This is a genomic window from Bacillus marinisedimentorum (assembly GCF_001644195.2).
GTDB lineage: Bacteria > Bacillota > Bacilli > Bacillales > Bacillaceae_O > Bacillus_BL > Bacillus_BL marinisedimentorum.
In genome coordinates this window covers 21114-47071 of the sequence record NZ_LWBL02000040.1, presented here as the reverse complement: position 1 = coordinate 47071, position 25958 = coordinate 21114, and the positions used below count along the sequence as shown (strand labels likewise).

Sequence of the window (25958 nt, the reverse complement as noted above, 5' to 3'; positions counted from 1 at the left end):
GGCTATACACTCATATACAGGATCACTCAGATCCATTTAGGCCCGGTAACCTGCCAGATTTGTCTCATTTTATAAAAAGACTATTCCTTTTCTTCGTATTTCACGCCAGATGACTGTTTATTCCCGCCATATCCCCGGCTTTTCACGCCGTATGCGAACAATTACAATCAGAGGGATTCACTTTCGCGCGGGATCCGTTTTCTTTCACGCCAAACCTTCACTATTTCACGCGTAATCTCCCATCTTTCATGCCGTAGAGGCCAACTTTCACGCCAGAGCAGCTGTTTCGCGCCGTTCAGCCCGGCTTTCACGCGGGAACTCCTTCTTTCATGGATGGCGCTAGACCCTGGCTCCCAGCCGGACACACGAAATGCGCAAGGCGCCCGCTTAGCGGCGTACGCATAAGCGGGGGTACCCGCAGGAAGGCGGGTTTCCCTTCCGGAGGGGATCACCGCTTATGACGTAAGCCGTTGGCGCCTGGAGCTGGACATCTCGAAGTGCGGAGATCCCTTGTTCAGCGGCGTACGCATAAGCAGGGCCGAACCAGGAAGGGCACTTTTCCCCTTCATGGAGGTGAAATGCTTATGACGATTGCCCGCCGCAGCTGGACATTGACCTTGCTTGAAACTTATACATTCTTACCAATTAAAGATAACTCGCCAATTAGCAACCCTAAAGGCGTAGATAGTGGCTTCGTTGACCTTATCTATATTCTTAAAATTGGCTGCTGCGCCGAAACACTCCCTAATTTCCTATATGGTAAAAAAACGCCTGGCCCCCGATGCATTCATGCGCCGGAGGCCAGGCACCTTTTTGTCAATCAAGTTCCGCAATATGTCCGGAAAACCCGATTCGAAGGCTCCGGAAGCCTGGCATACTCCGCCTGATTATCCGTATGTGCATACGGATTTGCCAGCACATCAAGCAGCCGTTCCATCACGCTGTAATCCCCTTCTTTCACCGCAGCATCCAGCGCCTCTTCAACCCGGTGATTGCGCGGGATTACCGCAGGATTGCTTTTTTTCATATGCTCCCGCGCAGCCTCTTTCGATTCGTCCTGTCTCTCCAGCCGCTCATGCCAGCGTTCATGCCACTTCGTATATTCCAGATTCCCAGACAGGGCACCATCCACCTGCCTTTTAAACGTTAAGGAAACGAACGTATTGGTATAATCCGCCTCATGCTTCTTCATTAAACTCAGAAGGTCTTCTATAAGCGCTTCATCATCTGGCTCTTCGCTGAACAAGCCGAGTTTCGCTCTCATCCCTGCAAGCCAGCTGGTACGATACAACTCCGGATAAGCAGAGAGCTCATCCTGCGCAAGCTCGACAGCCTGCTCCTGATCGTCATGGAACAGCGGCACCAGCGTTTCAGCAAAGCGCGTGAGATTCCATCCGCCGATCGGAGGCTGATTTCCGTAGGCGTAGCGGCCTTCCCTGTCAATCGAACTGAACACTGTTGCCGGGTCATAGTTATCCATGAACGCACACGGGCCGTAATCGATCGTTTCGCCGCTGATCGTCATGTTGTCGGTGTTCATCACGCCGTGGATAAAACCGGCAAGCTGCCATTTGGCGATAAGCGAAGCCTGCCGTTTGATCACTCCGCGAAGCAGTGCAAGGTACTTGCCCTCACCCTCTTCAATATCCGGAAAATGCCGCTCTATTGCATAATCAGCGAGATTGCGCAGGTCCTCTTTCGAACCAAACTGCACTGCATACTGAAACGTGCCGACACGCAAATGGCTGGCTGCTGTCCGCGTCAAAACCGCACCGGGTAGCATCGTTTCCCGAACCACTGATTCACCAGTCGTCACAACCCCCAGGCTTCGGGTCGTCGGAATGCCGAGCGCGTGCATCGCTTCACTCATAATGTACTCGCGCAGCATCGGTCCCAGTGACGCACGCCCGTCGCCTCCGCGCGAATACGGGGTCCTGCCTGCACCCTTAAGCTGAACATCGACCCGCTCGCCTTCTGGCGTAATCTGCTCACCAAGCAGCACGGCACGGCCGTCGCCGAGCATATTGAAATATCCGAATTGATGCCCGGCATAGGCCTGAGCAAGCGGCGATGCACCATCAGGGATGCGGTTTCCGCCAAACACTTCCGCCCCATCTTTACTCTGCAGCGATTCGGCGTTCAATCCGAGCGCTTCAGCCAGCGGCCCATTGAAGACAGCCAGCTCAGGTGAACGTACAGGATCCGGGTCCTGCATTGAATAAAAGGTCCCCGGAAGCCGTGTATAACTGTTCTCGAAATTCCAACCTGCTTCTGTCGTTATTTTTCGCTCTGTCATCAAATCCCCTTTTCTTCTTTCGGCTTTTATCAATTAGCTTTTTCTTTTATCCGTAAAAAATTCCGGCCAAAGTGGATAACGTCCTTACTCTTATGTTCCCGGCATAACGCCAAACCACACTAATCTCCCCCAGTTTTCATCCCTTAAATAATATTTATTTTTTTGGATGCATGAATGGGAAGCTTTTTCGGTATGACCGGAACGATTTATAAAGAATTGTCCCTATAAATGCGCGCTGGTCTAATTAGAGGTGGGATTCTTGTTAGTCGTACATGCAATTGCGGCCTGGCCTAAATTAGAGGAACGCTTCTTGAGTATTCATCCTTGAAAGTGCACCCTGGGACAAAACCGCTTAAAAAATCGCCCCCGACAATGTGTAAAATCAATTACTTTCTTTAAAAAGCCCCACAAAACTTCCTGTATGCCATAAGCACATTCTTTCTGACAGATAACCGCTTATTATTGGAAAATAACCCCACACATGTGAATCGTAAAATAATATATTTTATTACGTTTTCTTCGAAATTTCCACCTTTATGTGAAATTTGTTACACACTTGTGAGGCATTCATGAACTTTTTGTGACACGGAGCACAAACATTTGAGTTCAGGCTATTTATGATATTAAGATAGCGTTGATTAAACATCATACACATGTTGTTTACTATAAAAAATAAAGTGCACGAAAGGAGAAGCCTTATGTGGATGAAACGGATGTATTTGGCAGTCTTGCTCGCCATCACAGCTTTTTTGGCAGGCTGTGAACCGCTTATGGTACTTGATCCGAAAGGACCGCAGGCAAAAATCCAGGCAGACGACATCATGCTGTCCATCTGGATCATGCTTGGTATCGTCATCGTTGTCTTCAGTCTTTTAGCATATATGTTAGTGAAATATCGAGCATCCAATCAAAGTGAAGATTATGAACCACCGCATATCGAAGGAAGCAAAGTCATTGAATCTATTTTTATCGGCATTCCGATCGTAATTGTCATTTTTCTCTCCGTCATCAATGTTCAGTCCAACTACGCAGTCGAGGCAACACCTAAAGGATACGAAGACAAGGAACCATTGACCGTCTATGCCTCTTCATCCAACTGGAAATGGCATTTCAGCTACCCGGAACAGGGGATCGAAACGGTCAACTACTTGTATATTCCATCCGACCGGCCTGTAGAATTTAAGCTTTACTCGTTCGGGCCGATTACGAGTTTCTGGATTCCGCAGCTCGGCGGACAGAAATATGCCATGGCTGACATGGTGACAACCCTGCATCTGGCAGCTGATGCGCCTGGTGAATTCATGGGGCGGAATGCGAACTTCAGCGGTGAAGGATTTGCTGAAAATACGTTCAATGTAACAGCGATGCCGCAAAAGGAATTTGATGAGTGGGTCGATGAAGTTCACAAAACGGCCGAACCGCTCACAGAAAAGCAATTCGACAAGCTTCTGAAGCCGGGCCATCTCGGCCGGATGACGTTCACCGGAACGCATCTTGACTTCTCACCGCCGCCAATGCATCACAACATGAAATCAGAAGGCGGGCAAGATGACCAAGGACACAACAACGCTCACGAATAAATAACCTTTTAAAGGAAAGGAGCCATCCCGAATGGACTTTTTTGATCGATTTGCCGTCCCGCATCCGAGTCCGGCCATTTACGCATCAATGGTTGCGATCGGCCTTACGATGATCGCCATCGCCGCAGGGCTCACCTATTTTAAAAAATGGGGCTACCTGTGGCGCGAATGGCTGACAACCGTCGACCATAAACGGATTGGAATCATGTATTTGATTTCGGCATTGCTCATGCTGTTCCGCGGCGGTGCCGATGCAATCATGATGCGCGCGCAGCTTGCCGTCCCGGACAATAAACTGCTGGATGCCCAGCATTATAACGAAATTTTTTCCACGCACGGAGTTGTCATGATCATGTTCATGGCGATGCCGTTTGTCATCGCGCTGATGAACTTTGTCGTGCCGCTGCAAATCGGCGCACGCGACGTCGCGTTCCCGCGCTTGAATGCACTCAGCTTCTGGCTGTTCTTTTTCGGAGCCATGCTGTTCAATATTTCGTTTGTCATCGGTGGATCGCCTGATGCCGGCTGGACATCGTATTTTCCGCTTGCCGGGAATGATTTCAGCCACTCTGTCGGAACAAACTATTATATGATCGCCCTGCAAATCTCCGGCATCGGCACGCTGATGACAGGAATCAACTTCATCACGACCATCCTGAAAATGCGGGCGCCTGGCATGACACTGATGAAAATGCCGATGTTCACATGGTCCATCCTGATTACGAACGTCATTATCGTGTTCGCCTTCCCGGTCCTGACTGTCGCCCTTGCAATGGGCACGATGGACCGTCTGTTTGCGACGAACTTTTTCACAACAGCAAACGGCGGCATGGATATGCTGTGGGCCAACCTGTTCTGGGTATGGGGCCATCCTGAAGTGTATATCCTGATCCTGCCGGCATTCGGCATCTACAGCGAAATCATCTCGACGTTCGCCCGCCGGAACCTGTATGGTTACAACACAATGGTCTGGTCGATGGTCGCGATTTCCCTGCTGTCTTTCTTCGTCTGGGTCCACCACTTTTTCACAATGGGCCAGGGCGCTTTGACAAACAGCATCTTCTCTATCTCAACGATGCTGATCGCTGTTCCGACCGGGGTGAAAATTTTCAACTGGCTTTTCACCCTCTGGAAAGGGAAAATTGAAATCACGACACCGATGCTCTATTCCCTGCTGTTCATCCCGCTGTTTACGATCGGCGGCGTCACCGGTGTCATGCTGGCGATGTCAGCGGCCGATTACCAATACCATAATACGATGTTCCTGGTTGCCCACTTCCACATGGTGATCATCCCTGGCGTCGTATTCGCGATGCTTGCCGGCCTCACGTACTGGTGGCCAAAAATGTTCGGATTTGTTTTGAATGAAAAAATCGGCAAAGCGACAGCATGGCTGATTGCAATCGGCACACTGACCGCGTTCATGCCTATGTTCTTCTCCGGGCTTGACGGCCAGGCGCGCCGGATGTACACGTATTCGGCGGAAACCGGCTTCGGCATCTGGAACATGGTTTCAATGGCAGGCGCCGTCGTGCTTGCCGTTGCCTTTGCCATGATCGTCTATAACATTTACTACAGCACCCGTTACGCTTCAAGAGATATCGGTGCAGATCCATGGAATGCCCGTTCGCTTGAATGGGCTACCCACAATCCGGTGCCGGAATATAACTTTGCAATCACGCCAAAGGTCAGCTCAGACCAGACATTCTGGGACGCAAAGAAAAACGGCCATAAGCTTTTTGAAGGGGAATATGAGGACATCCACATGCCGAATAACAGCGGGCTTCCGTTCATCATGAGCGCCCTGTTCTTCGTCTGGGGCTTCTCGTTCGTATTCGCACTATGGATTCCAGTCATCGTGTCGACGCTTGCTATCTTCGGAACAATGGCATACCGGTCGTTTGAACAGGACCACGGCCATTACATCAGCGTCGAAGAAATCAACAAATCTGAAACGAAATTGCGGGGTGCGAACTAATGAAAATCGATCACTCGCTTCCATATGAATATCAAACAGAAGAAAACCAGCTGAAAGTGTTAGGTTTTTGGATTTTCCTCGGTGCGGAAATCATGCTGTTTGCGACTCTTTTTGCATCGTATTTCACACTCGCCGACCGGACGGGCACAGGCCCTTCCGGCGCCGAGATTTTCGAAATCACACCGGTATTGATCGAAACGGTCGTCCTGCTGACAAGCAGCTTCACGATCGGCCTTGCCGTTCACGCCATGCGGATCAACCGCAAAAAAGCGATGCTCGCATTCCTGGGCATCACGCTAATTCTCGGCATGGCCTTCCTGGCCGTTGAAATCTATGAATTTGTTCACTATGTGCATATCGGAGCAGGATTGCAAACAAGTGCGTTCACTTCGATTTTGCTGACAACACTCGGAACGCACGGGGCCCACGTCACGTTCGGCCTGTTCTGGGGGCTCGCAATCTTCATACAGGTGATAAAACGGGGCTTGACGCACGAAACAGGCAATAAAGCGTTCATCTTCTCGCTTTACTGGCACTTTCTTGACGTCGTGTGGATCTTCATCTTCAGCTTCATCTACTTGAAAGGAATGATGTAAATGATAAAAGAATTATTCCCGTTGAAACAAGTGATGGGCTTTATGTTTTCACTGGTGCTGACCGTTGTCGCCCTTGCCGTTTATTTCTTCAATATGCCGTTTGCCATCGGCATGACCATCCTGCTGGTGACAGCATTCATACAGGCCGGCCTGCAGCTCATCGTCTTCATGCACGCCGGTGAAACCGATGATAAAGGCGCCATCTATACGAACATTTATTATGCATTGATCATCGCGCTTGTCACCATCTTCGGAACATTGCTTGCGATGGTGTGGGATATGTAGATGAAATACCATAAGGGTTCTGTCGCGGAATGAGCAGGAAACAGCTTTCCCGGCGAACCCTTTTTCTGATTACTTTTTATTTTTTCGTTCAGATGAATAAACCAATCGGAGTGCTGGAGCCGGCACTCTTTTTTTTGTCTGGATTTCCTCCAGTGCGAACCCCTTTTCCCTTCTGGCAAGCATCTCTTCCGAAGCCACGAAAAAGACCCCCATCAAAAATATGAAAATGGATCCCATCGCCGTACCTATGCCAATCGGGACCATCACATTGTAATCGCTTACATATAAACCTGTCAAAATAATCATCATGCCAGTTATCAGTATCGTGCTGCCGGCAACTCTCACAGCACGCAAGATTTTTGCTTTCGGGTCCATTCCGCCACCCCCCTTATCCCATATTATGTTAGTTGTTCACGGTTTTGTCAAAATGTTTTCACGAATTTTACACATATTCAAAGAGGGTATTATCCGAAATCTTTTTAGACGGTTTCTTCACAGGGCTTCCCTTCCGTCCCTGAAGCAGTTATGTATTCGGCAGGACAGGGTATAACTTGTAATACAGACCTTTAGTGAATACATTACATAAAATCCGGAAGCGGAAGTGGAGCAAAATGGAAGTCCAGCTGATCGAAGCGTATGTACCGAAAAAGTACTTTGAAAAAGTGAATGAATCCTTGCAGGAATTTCCCCATGAATCTTACTGGGTGTCGAATGAAACCGATGATTATACACTAATTCGAATTCTGGTGAAGTCGACCGAGACGGAAGGAATTCTTGATTATCTGGAAAATCGCGTCAATGTGATCGACGGGTTTAACGTTCTGCTTTTCCCTGTTCAGACTTTTCTCACCAGGCAGAACGGGGAACAGGAAGAGCAAGAGGAGAAGAAGAAGGAGCCTGAAGATACGAACTTGCTTCAGCGCGTGAGCAGGCAGGAATTGCTGTCGGTCATCCAAAAATCAAGCAAAATCAATCTGACTTACACATTGCTTGTCATCCTCTCAGCCGTTGTGGTGACTGTCGGTTTCCTCCGGGACAGTGAAGCGATCGTCATTGGCTCGATGGTGATAGCCCCTTTGCTCGGTCCGATCATATCCGTGGCCTTTGCCGCCATCCTCGGGAACTACAGGCTCATTATTCAATCACTGGGAACCTTTGCTTTTGCAATCGGCATCATCATCCTGATTTCCATCTTATTCAGCATGGTATTGCCTGTCTCCATTGATACACATGAATTCACATCCCGCACGCACGTGAACCTGCTCGATATTGTACTTGCCTTTGCATCAGGAACAGCCGGTGCCCTATCGATTCTGCGCAGGCTGCCCGGCTCGCTTGTCGGCGTCATGGTCGCTGCCGCCCTGCTCCCTCCCACCGTTGTACTAGGAACAACAATCGGCGACGGCATGTGGCGGGAAGCATACGGATCAATGCTTCTGCTGTTGGTGAACGTAATGTCGATTTTGCTTGCTGCCATTATTATCTTTTCTTTAAGCGGAATCCAGCCAATCAAATGGACAGAAGTGCAACGGGCGAATACATCAAGGAGACTGTCAATCGTTTTTGTCGGAATCATCGTCCTGCTGCTCGCGGTTGCGATTTTGGTAGGTGAGCAGGTGGATTTGACCTGACAGGTGCCTGTCACCTGTCGTTTTTTGTCGACAAAAAAGAGGGCCTCTATCAATATAATTCAAAAAGCGGAAGACACTAAAAATGTTTCTCTGAATGGTCCTTCGGAAACATTGATAGTAACAGCAAAAGAGGTGATGCTATGAACATTTTTACCGTAGACGGCAAGATAGATAAAGCCAAATTGGCCAAATCGATTCTCATTCCAGTTGCTGGCGGGATGATTACCGGGTTGATCGCCACCAAAAACAGCAAAAGGATTTACGCCAGGCTCAAGAAACCGGATATTTCCCCTCCTTCGTGGGTGTTTCCGGTTGTGTGGACGAGTTTGTATACGATGATGGGAACAGCAAACTACAGAGTTTCCATGAAAGAGGCACCCACCAGCAAAGCGAATGCTCTATATGCTATCCAGCTGGGGCTGAATTACCTCTGGCCATTCCTCTTTTTCAGATGGAAGCTGCGCGGAACGGCGCTGGCCGATATCGCTGCCCTCCTGCCCGCTGTCGCAGGCACTGCATATAAGTACTATCAGAAAGACAAAACCGCCGGCACCTTCATGATCCCTTATATTTTATGGGTCGCCTTTGCCCTAAATCTTAACCAGAAAATATGGAAGTTAAATAGACCATAAAAAAAGCGCAGGTTTTCCCCTGTGCTTTTTTTATTGAACCCTCTTAGTCAGCCTGGCACTGTTCGATTTCACATCACATAAACAGGGAGCGGCTGTTCGGAAGACTCGCCCCTGTTTAGCCGTTAATAATCACGGTTCACAATATAACTCAACATCTGCTTAAAAAAAGATGTATTCCGGGGCACATCTCGCAATGCTTCCACCGCCAGGCAGTAATGCTCCCACATTTCTTTTCTGGCAGCTTCCTCCCCCAGGATCGATACAAAGGTCGAACTATGGTTTTCAGCATCCTTCCCGACAGGTTTTCCAAGTACAATGACATCCCCTTCGACATCAAGCAAGTCATCCTTAATCTGAAATGCGATGCCGCTGTGATGGGCGAACGTTTTCAAAGCTTCCATTTCCGCTTCCCCTGCATTGGCGAGAATGGCCGGCATAACAAGGGAAGCTTCGAATGCGATGCCCGTTTTATAGAAGCTCAGCGTATTCAATTGTTCCAGCGTCAGTTGCTTGCCTTTGGAATTAAGGTCCATCGCCTGACCCTGGCACATGAGCCCTGTAACTCTGGCCGAATAATGAATCAGGTTCAGGACCGTTTTCGGATCAAACTGATCCAGGGAGGCCTGTTCTTCAGTTGCCTTCTGGGTCAGGAAGAGGCCGGTCAATTCTGCTATAGCAGTGTTATGGACACAATGCAGCGTTGGGCGCCCCCTGCGGATGGACGCATTGTCCTGCGACGGCAGATCATCGAAGATCAATGATGCGGTATGCATATATTCCAAAGACCTGAGCAGCGGCACGATTGCCGGCCGATCCAATCCGTATCCTTCAATGCCCATGATCCAGGTCATAATCGGCCGCAGCCGCTTCCCCCCGCCTTCAAGACTATAATTCGCCGCATCAATAATTGGTTCTTTCAGCGGCAAATCATCCTCTGTTTCCCGGATGTTCAACATTCCCTCGATCTCATCACGCACCGTATCGATTGTATGTAAAAAGCCTTCCTGCTCCTTCCGCTCATTTTTAAAAATGTCCAGGATATGGTCCCGCAGCAGCTTATCAAAGAAATCCACATCATCCGCTTTCCGCACCATCTTTTGGATGACACGATTGAATTCGGGATTTCCTGAAGCGAACAGCGCCATCACTTCATTGTATGTGACGGTTCCCATCCGCTTTTTAAATCGCTTAAGGCCGTTTATGGCCCGGTCCAGAATCACCTCGCGCGTCTTTGGGTCCGAGTGATACACGTTATGGACCAGATGGGAAATGACCGTCCAGTACAGTTCAAATGGATTGATGAGATCGCTGCGCTTATCCCGGTATTTCATATAATAGGTATACGGCGTAACCGATCCAGCCTCCATGTCATCAAACATATCGGTAAAATCGTCCGCCAGCTGATTGTATATCCCGTAGAAAAATGTCCTGCTGTCAAATCCTTCATCATCTGGAGCGCCAAGGATCGACCGGGCAACCAACCGGGACGAAGCCGATTTCAAAATGACCGGCTCATAAAGCTCCTCATCCGTGTAAGCCTCATTCGATAAGTCCTTCATCCGGTCAACTTCCTGGGCATTAAAAAAGATATAGGCCTGCTCAAAAAAGGACTTGCTCTTCTCCGGCCGCTGATGGGCTCTAATATACTCAAAGGCCTCCCTGAGCTCCGAATGGATATAGCGGACAATGTGAATGTTACCCCCGGCCCACTCCCCCAATTCCGGTACGGATCCTGTTGTGAGAGTGGTGCGTATCATTTTGGAAAATTGCCCCTTCTCCTTATCAGACAATACATCTGCATCCAGAAGGTCATCAATGAAAGGATACGTCAGCCCATACGAGTACCCAAGCCTGACAGCCTCATCAAGCCGCCGTGACCGCTCTTCAGGAGAAATCCCCTCGCTGTTGTCCATCTCTTCAAGCTCATGCATTAATACACCGGCGATGATTTTGATCAGCTTCCGCTTGGCGTGGTCTGCATCCATCCCATCCGGAATGTTGTCGGATACCGTCTTCAGTTTATCGACCACCCAGATCATTGCCGATTCAATGCCTGCTTTCTGGGCCTCCCGGTACAACCCGGCCATGCTGAAAACCTCAATTTCATTTCCCTCCGCCAGGGCCGAATGCGTCAGGTAATCTTTCAAACTTTCAACAATGCGCCGGATCCTGTTCTGCGTTTTGGGCGAGTCAAGGGCTTTGCCGAGGTCGCGCATGTAAATATAGGAGATGCTGCGATCCAGATAGTGATCGAGCTTGCCTTTGTGATTGAGCCATCTGAGATAACTGTAAAAGCCCCGGGAATCAGGCGTTCCCTTCCCGCGCGAGAAAAGAGAGAGAAAAGGATGATGGATACGGTCCTGTTTCCACGATTGGAAATCATGTGTCAGGAGGGGAATCCAGGTCTTTTCCCTGACCTGGTTGTGGAGTATATTAAAATATTGAACAGCCTCTTGCTCGGCCATGTAATAAGATTCATCGGTATTTCTCCGCAGGTGTTCATTCATATTGGACATCCCTCTGTATATGTTTTCTTTCTAAAACTTCATCTATAACTCTACGATACCATCTTTATCACCATAGAAAGCCGTCATCTGCCTATATTTTTTATTTTACGCTCAGGGAAATCTTCCAAATTTCCAAAGACCCCCTCTATTCCCGCTGACACACGATGATGTTCAGGTTAATGCTATCAGCCCGGGCTATTATCTTGGGCTTTTTTTCAGATGGAAGCCGCACATAATGTTCCTGGCCGATATCACCCGCAAAGCCTATAAATACTATCAGAAAGACAAAGCGGACGGCACCTTAATGATTTCTTACATTCTGCGGGTCGCCTCATTCTTTCATCCGAACTATAAGAAAAAAGTACAGGTTTCCGTTTTGGAATCCTGTACTTTATCCGTCAGGGACATTACGTCCATCCAGTTTAGTTTACTTCAGAAAATCTTCATCCTCATACTCCGGGTTCGGATACGTGTAGAATCCTTCCCCTGTCTCAACTCCAAGTTTTCCTTTATCAATATATTCCCTTTTTAAATAAGCAGCCACCTTCGCGTATTCCTCGCTTCCGGTAGCTTCCGCCTTAGCGTTCGAGATGTTATATGCTGTCGTAATGCCGACAATATCCAGAATGGCGAACGGCCCTTTCGGCGCTCCTGTTGCGATCATCCACGTCTTATCAATCGTTTGCGGATCGGACACTTCGTTCACCAGCAGCTTTTGCCCGGCCTCAAGGAAGGGGACTAACAGCGAATTCAAGATATAGCCCGGCTGTTCTTTGTACAATGGCAGAGCAACCATCCCGATTGCTTCGGCAAATTCCATCACATCATCGAACACGCTTTTATCCGTTCCCGGATGGCCCATCACTTCCGCGGTATTGTTCGTCCATATTTGGTTGGCGAAGTGCAGCGCGGTGAATTTTTCCGGCCGGCCTGTCGCTTCAGCAAACTGGCTTGGAAGCATCGTCGATGAATTCGTCGCAAAAACCGTCTTTTCAGGTGCAGCTTCACCCAATTTCCCGTAGAATTCCGTTTTGATTTTCGCCACTTCCGGGACGGCTTCGATCACCAGGTCAGCATCTGATACCGCTTCCTGTAAATCAGAGTAGAACGACATCCGGTTATACGCCTCATCCAATTCTTCTTCGGACGCTCCCAGATCCTCCTCATAATGCGGCATCAGCTTCCGGATCCTGTCCTTTGCCTTCTCTATCGCTTCATCACTGATGTCATATACAGAAACATCGAACCCTTTAAAAGCCGTTTGGAACGCAATCTGGCTTCCCAACACCCCGCTTCCGGCGACAGTGATGTTTTTATAATCCATGGAATTAGCCTCCTTAACTTTTCTACTATAATATATTTACTCTTATTATCTTTCCTCAATTCGCCATGGATTAAACTGACCGGTGTCGCAAGTAAGCCGACATAATTCGACAGGTGACAGGCACCTGTCGGCACCTGTCGAAAAAATGCCCGGCCCCACTGAGTAGTTGCAGCGGGGCCGGGCATCTGGGTCATTATTTTAAATACACATCAATCTTTTTGGCTTTTCCATCTCGGATTGCCAGTGAATAGGGTTCCCTGATTTTGTCGTGTTCGGTTACTGTCTTTCCATCTTCGAAGTGGATGACAAATTGATCCGGCTTAACTCCGTCGTCACCGAATGTATGTTTTCCGGAAGGATTATGGTACGTGACGGGGATCGTGCCTAACAACTGAAATTCAACCCGGCCCGACTCATCAAATAACCATCCCGGCAAGATAGGCTGCAATTCAAGGGTAAGGGACCCGTTTTCCAGCTTGAATAATTCCTTTCCTGCCATCATCGTTACCCACATACTTAAAAATTCAGAGGTTGTCCCGCTTAGTCTCGCAACGAACCCGCGCCCGTGTACAGTCGGATCAGGATTCACACTGCTCGCGATAAACGAAGAGTTTTCAAGCGGGCTTCTTCCATAGGATCCCGGATCCAAAAATGGCGGAAGGGCATGGGCCAGGTCTTCAAAAAACTCATCGTAAAGCCCCGCTTTCAGCATGCCGAGCAGGTACTTGAACTCCATGTGCATGAACACGGATTCCCGTTCAAGCCATCCCGGCGTAAATGCCCTTGCACGGCCGATTTCAATTGATTGGCTTTCAAGGGAAGCGGATGTTTTGTACATGTTTAGCCTGTCATCATAAATCTCTGATTCTTTGACGCTTCGATAAATGGCCGCAGCAGTTTTCCCTTGTTCACTCTTCATTTCCCTTGCCGGGCCTTCCAGGAAATGCGGCAGGACAGCCACGTTAAATGAATTAACCTTTACAACAGGATATCCGCCAGCGTTGCGTTTTCCTTCACCGCTGTCATCCAAAACCTTTTCCCAATCAGCTGCCTCATAAGAGAAATAAGTAGGAATCAAGCCATCTCCATGCTGTTTCGCTTGTTCGATTCCTTCTGCAACTTTTTCAAGAAGCGTTTCGGCAATCGATGTCAGTTCATGAAGGTCCACACTTCGTTCCGAACCGCTGAACCCTTCTTTCACTTCATACCGATAGGCTTCGCGAATTGTCGAGGTCTTGTCCCAATAATCAAATTGTGTAAGGCCGTTATTGTTGAATTCAGCCAATGCATCCATGACGCCATCCAGCAAAGCAGCGACTTCAACAGGAAGCTGGATCTGTTTCTGCGGGCTGTCCTTTTGCTTGATGATGAATTTCAGCAGCCTTTTCAGTTCAAGCGTTTCACTCATCGCTGAACCAAACATTCCCGGCAGCCCATTCATGGAGTCATTCCAGCCTGGCTTATTCGCTTCCATTTCAATTCCCATTCCGAATGGATCCAGCGTGGAGAATTTGATCAATGCGAGCGAAAAAAGCTTGCTGAATAAGTTGGTCGTATACGTTTCGCCGTCTTTCGTCATCACCCATTGGGGGCCGCTTTGCGAATGATTTTCCGAAACGGATCCGTATTGGCGGACTTTCCCATCAGCCAATACAGCCTTTTCAGACCGCGGATTGACGAACGCCCGGCTGGAGAAGTACATATACGAGTTATCTTCAAACAGAAGATGTTCTTTATTATCCGGATACACCTTCAGATAGTTTTCTATCAAGTCAAGATTGTATGTCCAATGGTCAATCCAGTACCCTTCGCCAAACTCCGCTTCAATCTGCTGGGTGCTTCTTGCAAGGGTCTCCTGCAAAAATTCTGGCAGGGAAACGGCCATCGGCATCTTCTCATCCAGGATGGTCTGAAAAAGATCGCCAGGAGTATAAGATGAAGCTAGCTTTTGTTCAATTGCAAAAGCATCCGCCTCGTTATTAAAAATTTCCCTTACCCAGCCGGTCTCTCCAGGCTTGCTTAAGACAAAGCGAGAACCTTTTACAACAAGCGGATTATACCCATCCGGCTGAATCAAGTTCATGAACAGCTTAATATTGTGGTCCCCCGTCTCAGGATGGAAAAAGATATCGTTTCTCCGATTTTGATTCACATCCCTGAAGTTGCCGTTCCCCTGGGAGAAGTATTCAGGTGCAACAGAGAAAAAATTATAGTCCCGCTCAAGATCTCCGTGTTTACGTGAATAGACATAATATATAAAGGAATCATCCGGCCCTTTTGAGAGAGACACCGGATACCCTCCGCGCAACAGATTGTCCAGGTAACTTTGCTTCGTATAGGCATCAAACAAAGAAGAACCTGTCCTGGTGGACACATCCCGGGTAAGATCGGTTACGAGCGTTCCGTTTGCTTCGTATTTGCCGTTCATGTAATCGAAATCCGCAATTTCATTTGCTTTTTCATTAACGGTTTCGATATCTTTTGCATGGCCAACAAGCGTATAAAACTTTTTTTTAGCGCCCGGCTCAAGCGATACGCTCAGTCCTGAAAACCCGCACGGCACCTTATTCGATGTCACCGGTTCCGTTTGCTTCATCTCATCAACCGATTGGTCAGCGAATGCATCCGGAAAGGTAAGTGAACTTTCCTCGCCAAAAATCAGCGAAATGTCGACAATGGGATCAATGAGTTTTCCATCTTCTCCAAACGATAAATAAAAATGCCCGTTTGTGATTTCTTCGACTTCGGCTGTATCACCTGTCGATGACCGGACCTTGTAAAATGGAATGTGATGGTCACGATTGTCAACATCCATCCAGCTTTTTAACGTATTCCCCACTTCTTTGTAAGCCGAGTTCGTGATGCCATATGGAATCACCGCCGGAATTCCGTCCAGCACTTCAAGAGCGAGCTTGCCCCCGGAAATGTTTTCAATTTGCACATGCCGTACAAGCGCCCCGAACCGTTCATTCGGCAGTGTAAAGTACGTGACCGTCGTTTTCACGCCAAAAGTGTCATTGACCTCTTCAATTTTCAATTCATTTTCTTTAATGTACATCGTTCTCGCAGGGTTGCCGTTGACCGTACGATAAGGTGAAAAAGGTTCGAATATCGAGCTCCCTTTATCGCCGAACACCTTGATGAACGTCCTGAAACCGGTTTTGGAAACTTGCTGATAAGCCTGGTTCGCCGGATAGAATTCCATGATGGCATGATCTTTATCCTTCACGCCAAAACTGGCCATCGCCTGGCCGCGGTTTACAAAAAACGACCAGATCGGAATCCCATACAATCCGGCGATACCCGGTAAAAAACTTGCAAAGGTCTTTGCCTGATCATATTGTTCAATGACAAAGTATTGATCATCACTAAATCTGTATTTTTCCAATCAAGACCCTCCGGTAGTATATAATTTGGAACGAAAACGGTTTCGATTATCTTTAAAAATTTTATGTGATTTGTTTACATGATTTTCTTTCGATCAGTTCCACTGGGATTTTGTGGCTCTCAACAATTTTTTCTTTTTTATCTATCTGCCTGATAAGGAGCCCTGCCGCCTCTTTTCCAATTAAATCGGTTCTCTGCCGGATTGTCGTCAGCGGCGGATGGACAAACTTTGCAAGCTCAATGTCATCAAAACCGATGATGGATACATCCTCAGGAACTTGAAGGCCGGCATCCCGGATGGCTTCAATTGCACCAATGGCCATATTATCCCCTGCAGCGTAAACTGCTGTCGGGGGCTCCGCCGCGCCAAGGAGCTTTTTCATCGCCTCGTACCCTTCATCCCTGGAAAAATATCCGCCATCAACGATATAGTCCTCAGGTACATGTAAAGATAACTCTTCCATTGTATCCAGATAACCTTTCAATCTTTGCACACCCGCAAAGGTATGTTCATGGCCGGCGATATGGGCGATGCGCTTATGCCCGAGCGAGTGCAAATATTCCACTGCCTTCCTGCTTCCTGACAGGTTATCGGAAAATACAACGCTTGATTGTGTGCTGTGCAAATCGATCACAACACTCGGGATGGAAGCTTTCATGATTTCCTGGACTTGCTCATCGTTGTAAGTGGAACAAACAATGACGATTCCATCCACACCACGATAGCGGAAATGGTCTAAATAACTCTTTTCCTGATTGCTGATTTGCCGGGATGCAAACAGCAGGTCATATCCCAGATACTCGACGTTCTGCTTGAAGTTCTCGATCACCGCATTAAAGAATGGGTGTTTCATCCCCACGCCCAATGACTCGATAAAAACGACCCCGATCGTCCATGACTTTTTGGTCGTCAATGTCCGGGCATGGGAATTCGGCAAGTAGCCCATTTCTTCCACGGCCTCGAGAATGGCCCTCTTTGTCTTCTCGCCGACATCCTGATAATTATTTAACACTTTGGATACGGTTGTCACCGAAAACCCTGTCTTTTTTGCAATATCATAAATTGTAACCATTTGCGCACCTCATCTTTATGGCTATAAAAGGCAAAAACCAGTCTTTGATTTTAGTTGGGTCTATTTTCCTCTATCCTCATTATAAAGAGAGACCGGCCGATATTCATCAGTTTCCACTCGAATCTTGTTGTGTCCGGACATTTTTCTTATTTCGAAATAAAATCACAAGAGCCGGCCCAGCCTTTTATCCGCCATCTTCGCTTACATACTAAACCAATTGTTGCGAACCACTTTTTTATACCAATAGAAACTCTCTTTCGGCGTCCTTTCAAAATTGCGGTAGTTGACATGGATTAAGCCGAACCGCTGGTTGTAGCCTTCCGCCCATTCAAAGTTATCAAGCAGTGACCAAACAATATACCCTTTGATCGGGACACCTGACTTGATCGCCCGGTGAAGTGCGGTAAGGTGCTGCTTCAAATAATCGATCCTCTCCTGGTCATTGACGATGCCGTCGATGACTTCATGATTATAGCAAGCGCCGTTTTCTGTAATATAAATAGGAACATTTCCATAAAGTTCGGTAATATGCGCCAGGACTTTATAAAAGCCCTCTGAATAAATCGGCCAGCCGATATCTGTTCTCTCATAGTCTACCGTTATATCTTCGAACTCAAACAACCCGGCCCCATCCTGATGGCGGACAATATTACCTGAATAGTAATTGATCCCCATGAAATCGATCGGCTGTGAAATGATGTCCATATCGCCATCTTCTATGTGCAAGTACCCGTTTGAGTCGGCGAAAATCTCAATCAGTTCCTCCGGATAGGAACCTTTGAAAACCGGGTCCATAAACCATTCAATCTTCCAGAGCATCCCCCTCCGGGCAGCGTTGGTGTCCTCCTCGTCCGTGCTGAACGGCTCCAGCCAGTCAACATTCGGAGCATAGCCGATTTCCCCTTCAGGAACCATCTCCCTGAATGCCTTCACGGCATGGCCATGTGCCAGCAACAAATGGTGCGAAACATCAATGGCAGACTGCAGGCTTTGCTTACCCGGCGCATGCACGCCAAGGTAGTTGGATAAAAACGAAATGCACCACGGTTCATTGATGGTGATCCACTTTTTCACAAGGCTTCCGAATTCCCGGTACATCGCTATGGCGTATTCTTTGAACGCCTCCACTGTCGAGCGGTCTTCCCAGCCCCCTTTGTCTTGAAGGACCTGGGGGAGATCCCAGTGGTATAGGGTGATCATCGGTTCGATCCCGTTATCAAGCAGTCCTTGAATCAGGGTGCGGTAATAAGCGACACCTTTGGGATTCAGCCCCCCTGTTCCTTGCGGCATGACGCGCGGCCATGAAATGGAAAAGCGATAAATGTCGACGCCCAGTTCCTTTATATGCTGGATATCTTCCTCGACACGGTTATAGCTGTCACAGGCATCATCTCCGTGATCGCCGTTTTTCACATTACCGGGCTCTTTTGTAAAAGTATCCCATATCGAAGGGGTGCGTCCATCCTTCTGTGCTGCCCCTTCAATTTGATAGGCTGCTGTCGCAACTCCCCACTGTATATCGTCTGGAAACTGTATTGTTGTCATAACTGGTACCTCCATTAAGAAATAGATCTTGGTGCAGAATACGTTTATATTGCCTATTTAATAGAGCCTTCCGTAATACTTGCAATAAATAGTTTGTTAAACATTAAGAAGATGACAATCAGCGGAACTGTAGCCCAGAACACGCCAGACAGCAGCATGCCGAAATCAACTTTATACGCATTGTTCAATGAAGCAAGTGCAACCTGGAGCGTATAGGAATCAGGGCTCCGCAATACGGTGAACTGCCAGAGGAATTCCCCCCAGACCAAAGTGAACACGATAATCCCAAGTGTCGCAAACGCAGGCTTTATGATCGGGAGTACAATACTTCTGTAAATCCTGAAGTTGGAAGCCCCATCCAATTTGGCCGCTTCTATCAGCTCATCCGGTACAGACTCACTGACGTACTGTCTCATCAAAAAGATTCCGAGCGGGTTCAGCAAGTATATGACCCCCGCACCTTGAAGGGTATCGAGCCAGCCTAATTCGGCAACAAGGTAGTACTGTGGGATCAAACCCAATTGCGGCGGGATGACCATTGTCAGCAGAATCGCGACAAAAAAGATATTTTTCCCCGGAAAGTGGAACTTCGCAAAAGCAAAACCGGCCAGAGAACTGATGACAAGCACTAGAATTGTCACGAGGGTGCCAAGCATTACTGTATTCCACATGGCCTGGAAGAACGGAATATTATCCAGGACCTTTTGAAAGTTTTCAACGAGCTGCCCGCCGGGAATAAGAGCAGGCGGAATCGAATTGTAATCGGCGCTCGGCCTTGTCGCCATCACGAACATCCAATAAAACGGAAACAGGGAGAACAAAGAGGCCAGGATCAAGACAGCATAAATCAGTGCTGTGCCAGGTGAAATTTTTCTGCGTTTATCTTTGGACATTTTTGATCCTTCCTTTCCTGATTTTTGTTCCGGATGTCAGCCATGTATTGACGGCCGCAGCAAAAATGATAATGATCAATAGCAGTACAGCTGTAGCGGAAGCTGTTCCGAAAGACCCAAGATTAAAGGCATCCCGATACAAATACATCACAACAGTCATTGCCTCGTCCCGGGTGAAAGCGGACGCACCAAGGAATACAGTTGGCTCCGCAAATAACTGCAACGCACCGACCGTTGACATAAACACAGTCAAGACGATGAAGGGTTTAAGCAGGGGAATAGTAATGTGAAAGAATTGTTGGACTTTATTTGCGCCGTCAATTGTCGCCGCTTCATATATATCCTTTGGAATGCTCTGGAGTCCCGCGAGATAGATGATCGTGTTATATCCCACCCAGCGCCAAAAGACCATGACGGATATGGCAATTTTCGCTCCCCATTCGGACGTCTTCCAGCTGACCGGATCAAATCCAAACCAACCAATGACGTAGTTGGCCAGGGCGCTCTCGTTGCTGCTGAAAAACACACCGAAAACAAGGGCTACCGCAACCATCGATGTAATGTACGGCATGAAAATCGCAACGCGGAAAAAGTTTGAGAAACGGATAATCGCCATATTCAAGAAGTAAGCGAGAACAATCCCGACGATTAACTGTGGTGCAGTGCCGAGCAGTCCCATAATGATCGTGTTATATAGTGACTTCCAAAACAACGGATCCTCAAGAACGATTACGAAATTGCTTAACCCGACAAACGTCATATCCCCAAGGCCATTCCACTTTTGAAATGCGAGGATGATGCTGAAGATCGAGGGATAGAGGCCGATTATCGCAAAAACGATAAAAAAGGGAGCGATATATAAGTAACCGGAGAACATATCTTTTTTACGTTCTGACATTTTCTTTTTTGTTTTACTGGATGAATTCTGTTTGCCTGGATTCAAACCCATGGTGTAACCCCCTTATCATTTCGGGCCGGATCGTTTGATCCAGCCCGAAACAAAACATTACTTTTTCAAGAGTCCTTTGATCCGCTCAACCGCAGCATCCCATTCTTCTTGAGGGTCGCCGCCCTGTTGGACGTTTTTCAATGCTGCCAGGACTTCGTTATTAACCGTTACGTATTTTGGCCCTTTATAAACAGCCGGAATATCTTCTGCTGCTTTCGCAAAGTATTCAGCTGTGTTTTGGCCGCCAAAGTATTCATCAGAGTTTTGTTTGAACTCTTCCATTTCATATACTGCCGGTGCGGAAGGGAAAAGGCCGCTGTCGACAAACGACTTCAATTGATTATCAGGATTGACGAGCCATTTAGCAAAGTTGTATGCTTCCTCACTCTGTTTTGACTCAGCAGGAATGGCAATATAAGAACCGCCCCAGTTACCCGCGAAATCTTCAGGAAGTGTAGTGACGCGCCATTTGCCTTTCGCATCAACCGCATTTTCAGTCATGTACCCCTTAAGCCATGCTGCACCCATTTCGACTGCAAAATCACCTTTATTCAAGGCATTGGCCCACTCAGGCGTCCACATGTCAAATTCTCCTACGTACCCTTGTTCATTCAATTCAACTGCGTAGTCATATGCTTCTTTAACACCGTTGTCATTGTTATCGATCAACAGGTCGCCTTCACGATTGAAATAGCTTGTTTCAAGTGCATCCATATGTGCCCTGAAAGCCATTTCCATACTGTCTACCATCGGTTTCCCTGTTGTATCCGCCACTTTTGCAGCTGCTTCCTTAAACGCTTCTGGAGTAGAAATCAGCTCAGTGACTTTTTCAGGCTCAGTCGGCAGGCCGGCTTCGGCAAAAACGTCTACGTTATAGTACATCGCTTTCGGGCCGATGTCTGTCGGAAGGCCGAACAGGAAGTCGCCTTCTGCATTCTCAGCTGTTGCCCATTTCCAGTCAAGATACTTGTCCTGGACTTCTTCTGCACCAAGGTCATATAGATTCACAAAACGGTCTTGCGCTTCACGGTAACGGTCCAACTGATCAATTTCGATCATTGTTAAGTCCGGGGCGCCAGATCCGGAAGAAATGGCAGTGAATAAACTGTTATGATGGTCTTCCAACTGGGATTTCCGGATATTGATTTTGACATTTGGATTCTCTTTTTCATACTCCTTAGCCAGCTCTTCATAATTCGTTGCGCCAAACACCCAGAAATCCAGCTTGACGTCGCCGCCATCCTTATTACCGGATGTTTCTTCATCACTGCTGCATGCAAAGAGTAAAACACTTAAACTTAAGAGCAGGCCAACCAATAGAGATTTTTTTAAGTTCATGAAGCTTCCCCCTCCTGGAGATTATAATTTCTTCACTGATACCCGCACCAAGTTACTCCCTTTTTATTTTAAACGAAACCGGTTTCTTTAAACATTTAAAAAATCGAGCATTTACGAAACCGGTTTCTTTTTTTCGTAAAAATTAATCCGGAAACCGGTTTCGTTCAGCTCTAAAAGGGGGGCTGTAACTTGAATACACTTTGTATTATAACGGGTCATGTATTCGTTTACAATGCTTTTCGCAAATTTATCACTAATTTTCTAAACCGGTTTCGATGTTGTCATATCAACCTTTCCCATTAGCGCCGGCATCATCAGGATCCTGCCTGCAGCCACGGGCACCTTTGCTCAATTCATTAATCCAATTCACTTGCACCCTTAACTTGAAGGACTACATTGTCGATGGTAATGTCATGCGCTTCGGGGAAATTACCCATTAAAAACTTCAACGAGACGGTATCATCCGCACTCATCACCCATTCAAAATGATGCGAGTTCATTTCATCACTAAGTGGCACAACCTTATGGAAATAGCGGTGATAGCCTGCATTCTCGATGGTGATTTCCATATCCCTTTCTGCAGTCGAACGAGCATCAAATGATAATTCATAGGCGACGCCTTTTGCCAAAGCCAGGTTTCCCTGTTCCACAAGAACACTCCACGTTTCATTTCCCGCATTCGGGATATTCACCTGGAGAGCCTGGTCTTGTTCTGAAATGACCGCGTCGGCATCGAAATGAACATAAGAACTCCAGGGAGCAAGCCCTGCTGAGAAATCGCCATTGTGCAAGGGATACAAATCCACTTCGCTATAGTCGATATATTCGGATGTCTGGAGAAGTTTCACATTATCCAAATAGACATCCCCATCATGGCCGCCCATTTTAAATAGAACCTGACTAAATTCATCACTTACATCAGTCGGCATCGTAAAACTTACGGAATGCTGCTCCATCTGATCAGTCAAGTCGATGCTGATGGATTCCGAGTAACTTGCTGTACCCTCTTCACTGATAAATTCGACTTCGATCGCCCTGTCTTCAGTCGACCGAGCATCAAACGCCAGCTCATAATCATTCCCTTTCAGCAGCTGGATGCCTTCTTGCTTCACCTTGATGGAATCAGGACTTTCTCCCCCTTCAGAAATGGCAACATAAAGTTCCCTCGAGTTTTTGTCCACACTCGCTTTTGCTGCAGCAGAATCTTCCACTTCCAGATCCCAATAAGCCGTGCGGGTCATATCCCCCTGGTCAAATGTTCCGTTGTAAATATGGTTCCCATCTGGAAGCGGTGTTTTTGAAGCATTTCCCGGATCTTCGGGCGTGATTTCTTCTATGCGCACATTCCCGATCCAAACAGGCGCATTGCCGTTGCTTCCCATATTGAATTCCAGCCTGGCAGTTGTATCCGTTTCTTGATTTAAGGTAAACGTGTATTCATACGGTTGGACTGCATCCGTCAGTTGAACGGTTTGTTCACCTGAATAATTGGCGTAGTCTCTTTCGGCGCCGCCCGATACCTTTGTCATCATAGTCCGATTCGTATCTGACTTGGCATCGAAACTAACTTTATACGTACTGCCTTCCGCAATCGCGATTTTTTGAATCAGCTGCAGGGCCCATAAGGCATTGCCTGCGTCCCTAATAGCTGTCCTGGCATACGTCACCCCGTCAATTTCTTCCGTGGTGATGATTCCATCCCCTCCAAAATCAGGCAAATGGAGAAAGTTCCAGTACAAAGCGTCCAACGCTTTTCCATTGGTATCCACAATTGTAATCGATTCGGCAAAATCACTGTCATAAATTAAATTGCCGTCTTCAAGCGGCATCTTAGCCCCTTCCGGCAACTCAGCCTTTTCAGTAGAAGGCTCTACAGGCTCTTTATACTCTCTTCCGGTCAGCTCGTAGGCCCGTACATAATCCACTTCCATTTTACCCGGGAATTGGGTGGTATCATCCGGGTTGCCGCCGTACCAGCCCCCGACAGCCAGGTTCAAAATCATATAAAACTCCTGATCAAACGGGGCCGGAAACGAAAACTTATCGGCTTGGTTTGTTCCCTTACTGAACCAATTATCCAGCGTTTGATACAATTCCCCATCTACATACCAGCGGATCTCCCCTGGTTCCCATTCAATGCTGTACGTGTGGAAACCTGTGATATCTTCCCCTTCAGGAAAATGATACTCGGCCCCTTTATACGTGTTATTCGGGTACTCTTCACCGAAATGGATCGTACCGCCGATCGCAGAAAGGTCTTTCCCTGCGGCTTCCATAATGTCAATTTCACCCGATGCGGGCCAGCTGCCATATACATCATTCTGCGGCATCATCCAAAAAGCGGGCCAATATCCTTTTCCTGCAGGCAATTTCATCTTGGCTTCGAACTTGCCATACTTTTTGGAAAACAAGTCTTTTGTCTTCAATTTTGCAGAAGTATACTGGTACGACCCGAATTCATCAGTGACCGGTGACTCTTCCTTTTTGGCTTCAATGACCAGCTTTCCATCCTCAATATACGAATTCTCCTGAGAATCGGTATAATACTGCAGCTCATTGTTTCCCCAGCCAGGCGCAATCCCGTCCCCGTTTTCATCGATCACCCAGTTGCCGATGTCATACGACCATTTTGACAAATCAATCTCATCGGCGATAAACTCATCGGACCAGACAAGATCCCAATCTGATTGTGTTTGTCCCGTTGTATACGTGACCACCCGATTAAGGCTGGAATCGATCGCCAGCACGTTATTTTGGAGCTCTTCCGCGATGTAAACGGTTCCATTTACAGCCACGTTTTTCAACACAATATTTCCGGGTGCCGCTCCTTCTGTCACAACTAAATCGCCCATAACCGTCGTGTTCTGAAGCGTAATGTCCGCATGGTTAATAAGCGCATTTCCCTCAATTGTTTCGCCTGCATATGTTCCTTCTTCGAAATAAAAGCCAGCGACTTGGTCATCAATTAGACGGATGGCATCAATTCGCTTTAAAGCGGCATTTGAATTAGCCTGGTTATCCCCGGCAAATGTAGATCCTCCCGGAAAGAAATAGTTAAGAATTTCCCATGCCTCTTCCTTTTTGATGACAGAGTTCTTTTTGGCATTATCGCCGAACACAACATCCCAGTACCCGGCTGCTTTTGCAGTCTTAACGACATCAGCAGTCTGGTCACCTACATAACCGAAAAGATTATGAATGACTGCCGCGAACTCAGCCTTCGACATCGCAGCATTAGGGTTTTTGGCCATATTCTTAACGCCTGAAAACAGGCCCCTGTCTTCCCATTTCTTGATCAGGGCATTGGCATCATTGCTGGTTTCTTTGGCGTTGGCTGCCGGTAAAACCACCCCTAAAACGAGCATGAAAACTAGTAAACTCATAACAACCTTTTTTACCATTCTGCAAACCTCCTTTAATGCGTAACGATAAGCGGATCTTGCCCACGGGTCTCCGAAACCGGTTTCGATTTTAACCGCAGTCCTCCTGCTTCACATGGAGTAAGCTGGGAATCGTCGAAACCGGTTTCGTTTTACTGTAAAAAGTATCTTTGCCGAGTGACTTCCAGCATGCGTTTTGAAAATCCCCCCTCTGAAGCGTTATCGGATTTAATATACCATATTTTTCTTGAGGATACCATGAGTCCAAAAAACGATATATGGCTGTTCAACGGCAATATGCGCTTGCACTCTGCTGGATTTTCCATCTATATAAAATAGCCGTTTACACTAGTTATCCCATTTCAGTACTATATAGCATAATAAGTTTGTTAAATAATCTGTTCGAAGAAAATTGCACTTTGGAACGACGAGTTGATTTCCGCTTCAGGGGCTCGCTTTCCGCTGGGCGGGCGGTGAGCTCCTCGTCGCTTTCGCTCCTCGAAAATAAAAACCAATTTTCTTCGTGCGGTGTCAGTTCAAGGAAGCTTAATCAATGTCCTGCGG

18 protein-coding genes are annotated in these 25958 nt (G+C 47.4%); 6 read left to right on the top strand and 12 right to left on the bottom strand.

The features are described 5' to 3' along the window. Positions 1-167 precede the first annotated feature (167 nt). Together A4U59_RS21755 and A4U59_RS11680 are read right to left on the bottom strand one after the other, a co-directional pair. Complete coding sequence (locus A4U59_RS21755; protein WP_169823952.1) at positions 168-311, bottom strand: hypothetical protein; 144 nt, start codon at positions 309-311, stop codon at positions 168-170. A gap of 509 nt (positions 312-820) precedes the next feature. Beyond that, the gene (locus A4U59_RS11680) at positions 821-2296 is read right to left on the bottom strand and encodes a protein adenylyltransferase SelO (RefSeq protein WP_066173680.1); all 1476 of its coding nucleotides are present in this window, start codon (positions 2294-2296) and stop codon (positions 821-823) included. A gap of 698 nt (positions 2297-2994) precedes the next feature. Here A4U59_RS11680 and qoxA point away from each other — a divergent pair. Genes qoxA through qoxD form a run of 4 tightly spaced genes read left to right on the top strand, consistent with a single transcriptional unit; the run spans position 2995 to position 6735 of the window. After that, positions 2995-3876, top strand: a complete 882-nt coding sequence (qoxA, locus tag A4U59_RS11675; protein WP_066173677.1) for a cytochrome aa3 quinol oxidase subunit II — start codon at positions 2995-2997, stop codon at positions 3874-3876. A 31-nt stretch (positions 3877-3907) separates the two neighbouring features. Further along, entirely contained in the window at positions 3908-5854 is a 1947-nt protein-coding gene (gene qoxB / locus A4U59_RS11670; protein WP_066173674.1) for a cytochrome aa3 quinol oxidase subunit I, read from the top strand. Further along, complete coding sequence (qoxC, locus tag A4U59_RS11665) at positions 5854-6450, top strand: cytochrome aa3 quinol oxidase subunit III (RefSeq protein ID WP_066173671.1); 597 nt, start codon at positions 5854-5856, stop codon at positions 6448-6450. Before qoxB ends, qoxC begins: the two co-directional genes overlap by 1 nt. Positions 6451-6453: 3 nt before the next feature. After that, positions 6454-6735: a cytochrome aa3 quinol oxidase subunit IV gene (gene qoxD / locus A4U59_RS11660; RefSeq protein ID WP_066173931.1), complete on the top strand. Its 282-nt coding sequence runs from the start codon at positions 6454-6456 to the stop codon at positions 6733-6735. 69 nt (positions 6736-6804) lie between these two features. Here the strand turns inward: qoxD and A4U59_RS11655 are convergent, their stop codons facing one another. Next, on the bottom strand, positions 6805-7110 hold the full coding sequence (locus A4U59_RS11655; RefSeq protein ID WP_066173668.1) for a hypothetical protein: 306 nt from the start codon (positions 7108-7110) through the stop codon (positions 6805-6807). Positions 7111-7304: 194 nt separating this feature from the next. Here A4U59_RS11655 and A4U59_RS11650 point away from each other — a divergent pair, with 194 nt between their 5' ends. Both A4U59_RS11650 and A4U59_RS11645 read left to right on the top strand, forming a co-directional pair. Continuing rightward, the gene (locus A4U59_RS11650; RefSeq protein WP_245680542.1) at positions 7305-8366 is read left to right on the top strand and encodes a TIGR00341 family protein; all 1062 of its coding nucleotides are present in this window, start codon (positions 7305-7307) and stop codon (positions 8364-8366) included. A gap of 140 nt (positions 8367-8506) precedes the next feature. Further along, positions 8507-8998 (top strand): TspO/MBR family protein, encoded by a 492-nt coding sequence (locus A4U59_RS11645; protein WP_066173663.1) that lies wholly within the window; start codon positions 8507-8509, stop codon positions 8996-8998. 122 nt (positions 8999-9120) lie between these two features. On the opposite strand, the gene A4U59_RS11640 is transcribed toward A4U59_RS11645, so the two are convergent. The 9 genes from A4U59_RS11640 to A4U59_RS11600 all read right to left on the bottom strand — a co-directional run bounded on the left by A4U59_RS11640 (position 9121) and on the right by A4U59_RS11600 (position 25415). Beyond that, entirely contained in the window at positions 9121-11514 is a 2394-nt protein-coding gene (locus A4U59_RS11640; protein ID WP_066173659.1) for a polyprenyl synthetase family protein, read from the bottom strand. Positions 11515-11932: 418 nt separating this feature from the next. Next, on the bottom strand, positions 11933-12829 hold the full coding sequence (locus A4U59_RS11635; protein WP_066173656.1) for a 3-hydroxyacyl-CoA dehydrogenase: 897 nt from the start codon (positions 12827-12829) through the stop codon (positions 11933-11935). Between the two features lie 193 nt (positions 12830-13022). Then, the gene (locus A4U59_RS11630) at positions 13023-16217 is read right to left on the bottom strand and encodes a cellobiose phosphorylase (RefSeq protein ID WP_066173653.1); all 3195 of its coding nucleotides are present in this window, start codon (positions 16215-16217) and stop codon (positions 13023-13025) included. A gap of 61 nt (positions 16218-16278) precedes the next feature. Further along, positions 16279-17289 (bottom strand): LacI family DNA-binding transcriptional regulator, encoded by a 1011-nt coding sequence (locus A4U59_RS11625; RefSeq protein WP_066173650.1) that lies wholly within the window; start codon positions 17287-17289, stop codon positions 16279-16281. 201 nt (positions 17290-17490) lie between these two features. Beyond that, the gene (locus A4U59_RS11620) at positions 17491-18834 is read right to left on the bottom strand and encodes a GH1 family beta-glucosidase (protein ID WP_066173648.1); all 1344 of its coding nucleotides are present in this window, start codon (positions 18832-18834) and stop codon (positions 17491-17493) included. 53 nt (positions 18835-18887) lie between these two features. Further along, a complete protein-coding gene (locus tag A4U59_RS11615; RefSeq protein ID WP_066173645.1) occupies positions 18888-19727 on the bottom strand; it encodes a carbohydrate ABC transporter permease in 840 nt (279 codons plus the stop codon). Continuing rightward, complete coding sequence (locus tag A4U59_RS11610) at positions 19714-20676, bottom strand: carbohydrate ABC transporter permease (RefSeq protein WP_066173642.1); 963 nt, start codon at positions 20674-20676, stop codon at positions 19714-19716. Before A4U59_RS11610 ends, A4U59_RS11615 begins: the two co-directional genes overlap by 14 nt. 57 nt (positions 20677-20733) lie before the next feature. Further along, positions 20734-22014 (bottom strand): ABC transporter substrate-binding protein, encoded by a 1281-nt coding sequence (locus A4U59_RS11605; RefSeq protein WP_066173639.1) that lies wholly within the window; start codon positions 22012-22014, stop codon positions 20734-20736. Positions 22015-22370: 356 nt separating this feature from the next. Further along, the gene (locus tag A4U59_RS11600) at positions 22371-25415 is read right to left on the bottom strand and encodes a carbohydrate binding domain-containing protein (RefSeq protein WP_066173636.1); all 3045 of its coding nucleotides are present in this window, start codon (positions 25413-25415) and stop codon (positions 22371-22373) included. Positions 25416-25958: the final 543 nt, after the last annotated feature.

Bases quoted from the DNA above. Each gene is read 5' to 3' on its own strand.
- A4U59_RS11615 (WP_066173645.1), bottom strand. From the start codon at position 19,727: ATGTCCAAAGATAAACGCAGAAAAATTTCACCTGGCACAGCACTGATT.
- A4U59_RS11640 (WP_066173659.1), bottom strand. From the start codon at position 11,514: ATGTCCAATATGAATGAACACCTGCGGAGAAATACCGATGAATCTTAT.
- qoxB (WP_066173674.1), top strand. From the start codon at position 3,908: ATGGACTTTTTTGATCGATTTGCCGTCCCGCATCCGAGTCCGGCCATT.
- A4U59_RS11680 (WP_066173680.1), bottom strand. From the start codon at position 2,296: ATGACAGAGCGAAAAATAACGACAGAAGCAGGTTGGAATTTCGAGAAC.
- A4U59_RS11625 (WP_066173650.1), bottom strand. From the start codon at position 17,289: ATGGTTACAATTTATGATATTGCAAAAAAGACAGGGTTTTCGGTGACA.
- qoxC (WP_066173671.1), top strand. From the start codon at position 5,854: ATGAAAATCGATCACTCGCTTCCATATGAATATCAAACAGAAGAAAAC.
- A4U59_RS11655 (WP_066173668.1), bottom strand. From the start codon at position 7,110: ATGGACCCGAAAGCAAAAATCTTGCGTGCTGTGAGAGTTGCCGGCAGC.
- A4U59_RS11620 (WP_066173648.1), bottom strand. From the start codon at position 18,834: ATGACAACAATACAGTTTCCAGACGATATACAGTGGGGAGTTGCGACA.
- A4U59_RS11605 (WP_066173639.1), bottom strand. From the start codon at position 22,014: ATGAACTTAAAAAAATCTCTATTGGTTGGCCTGCTCTTAAGTTTAAGT.
- qoxA (WP_066173677.1), top strand. From the start codon at position 2,995: ATGTGGATGAAACGGATGTATTTGGCAGTCTTGCTCGCCATCACAGCT.
- A4U59_RS11610 (WP_066173642.1), bottom strand. From the start codon at position 20,676: ATGGGTTTGAATCCAGGCAAACAGAATTCATCCAGTAAAACAAAAAAG.
- A4U59_RS11635 (WP_066173656.1), bottom strand. From the start codon at position 12,829: ATGGATTATAAAAACATCACTGTCGCCGGAAGCGGGGTGTTGGGAAGC.
- A4U59_RS11645 (WP_066173663.1), top strand. From the start codon at position 8,507: ATGAACATTTTTACCGTAGACGGCAAGATAGATAAAGCCAAATTGGCC.
- A4U59_RS11600 (WP_066173636.1), bottom strand. From the start codon at position 25,415: ATGGTAAAAAAGGTTGTTATGAGTTTACTAGTTTTCATGCTCGTTTTA.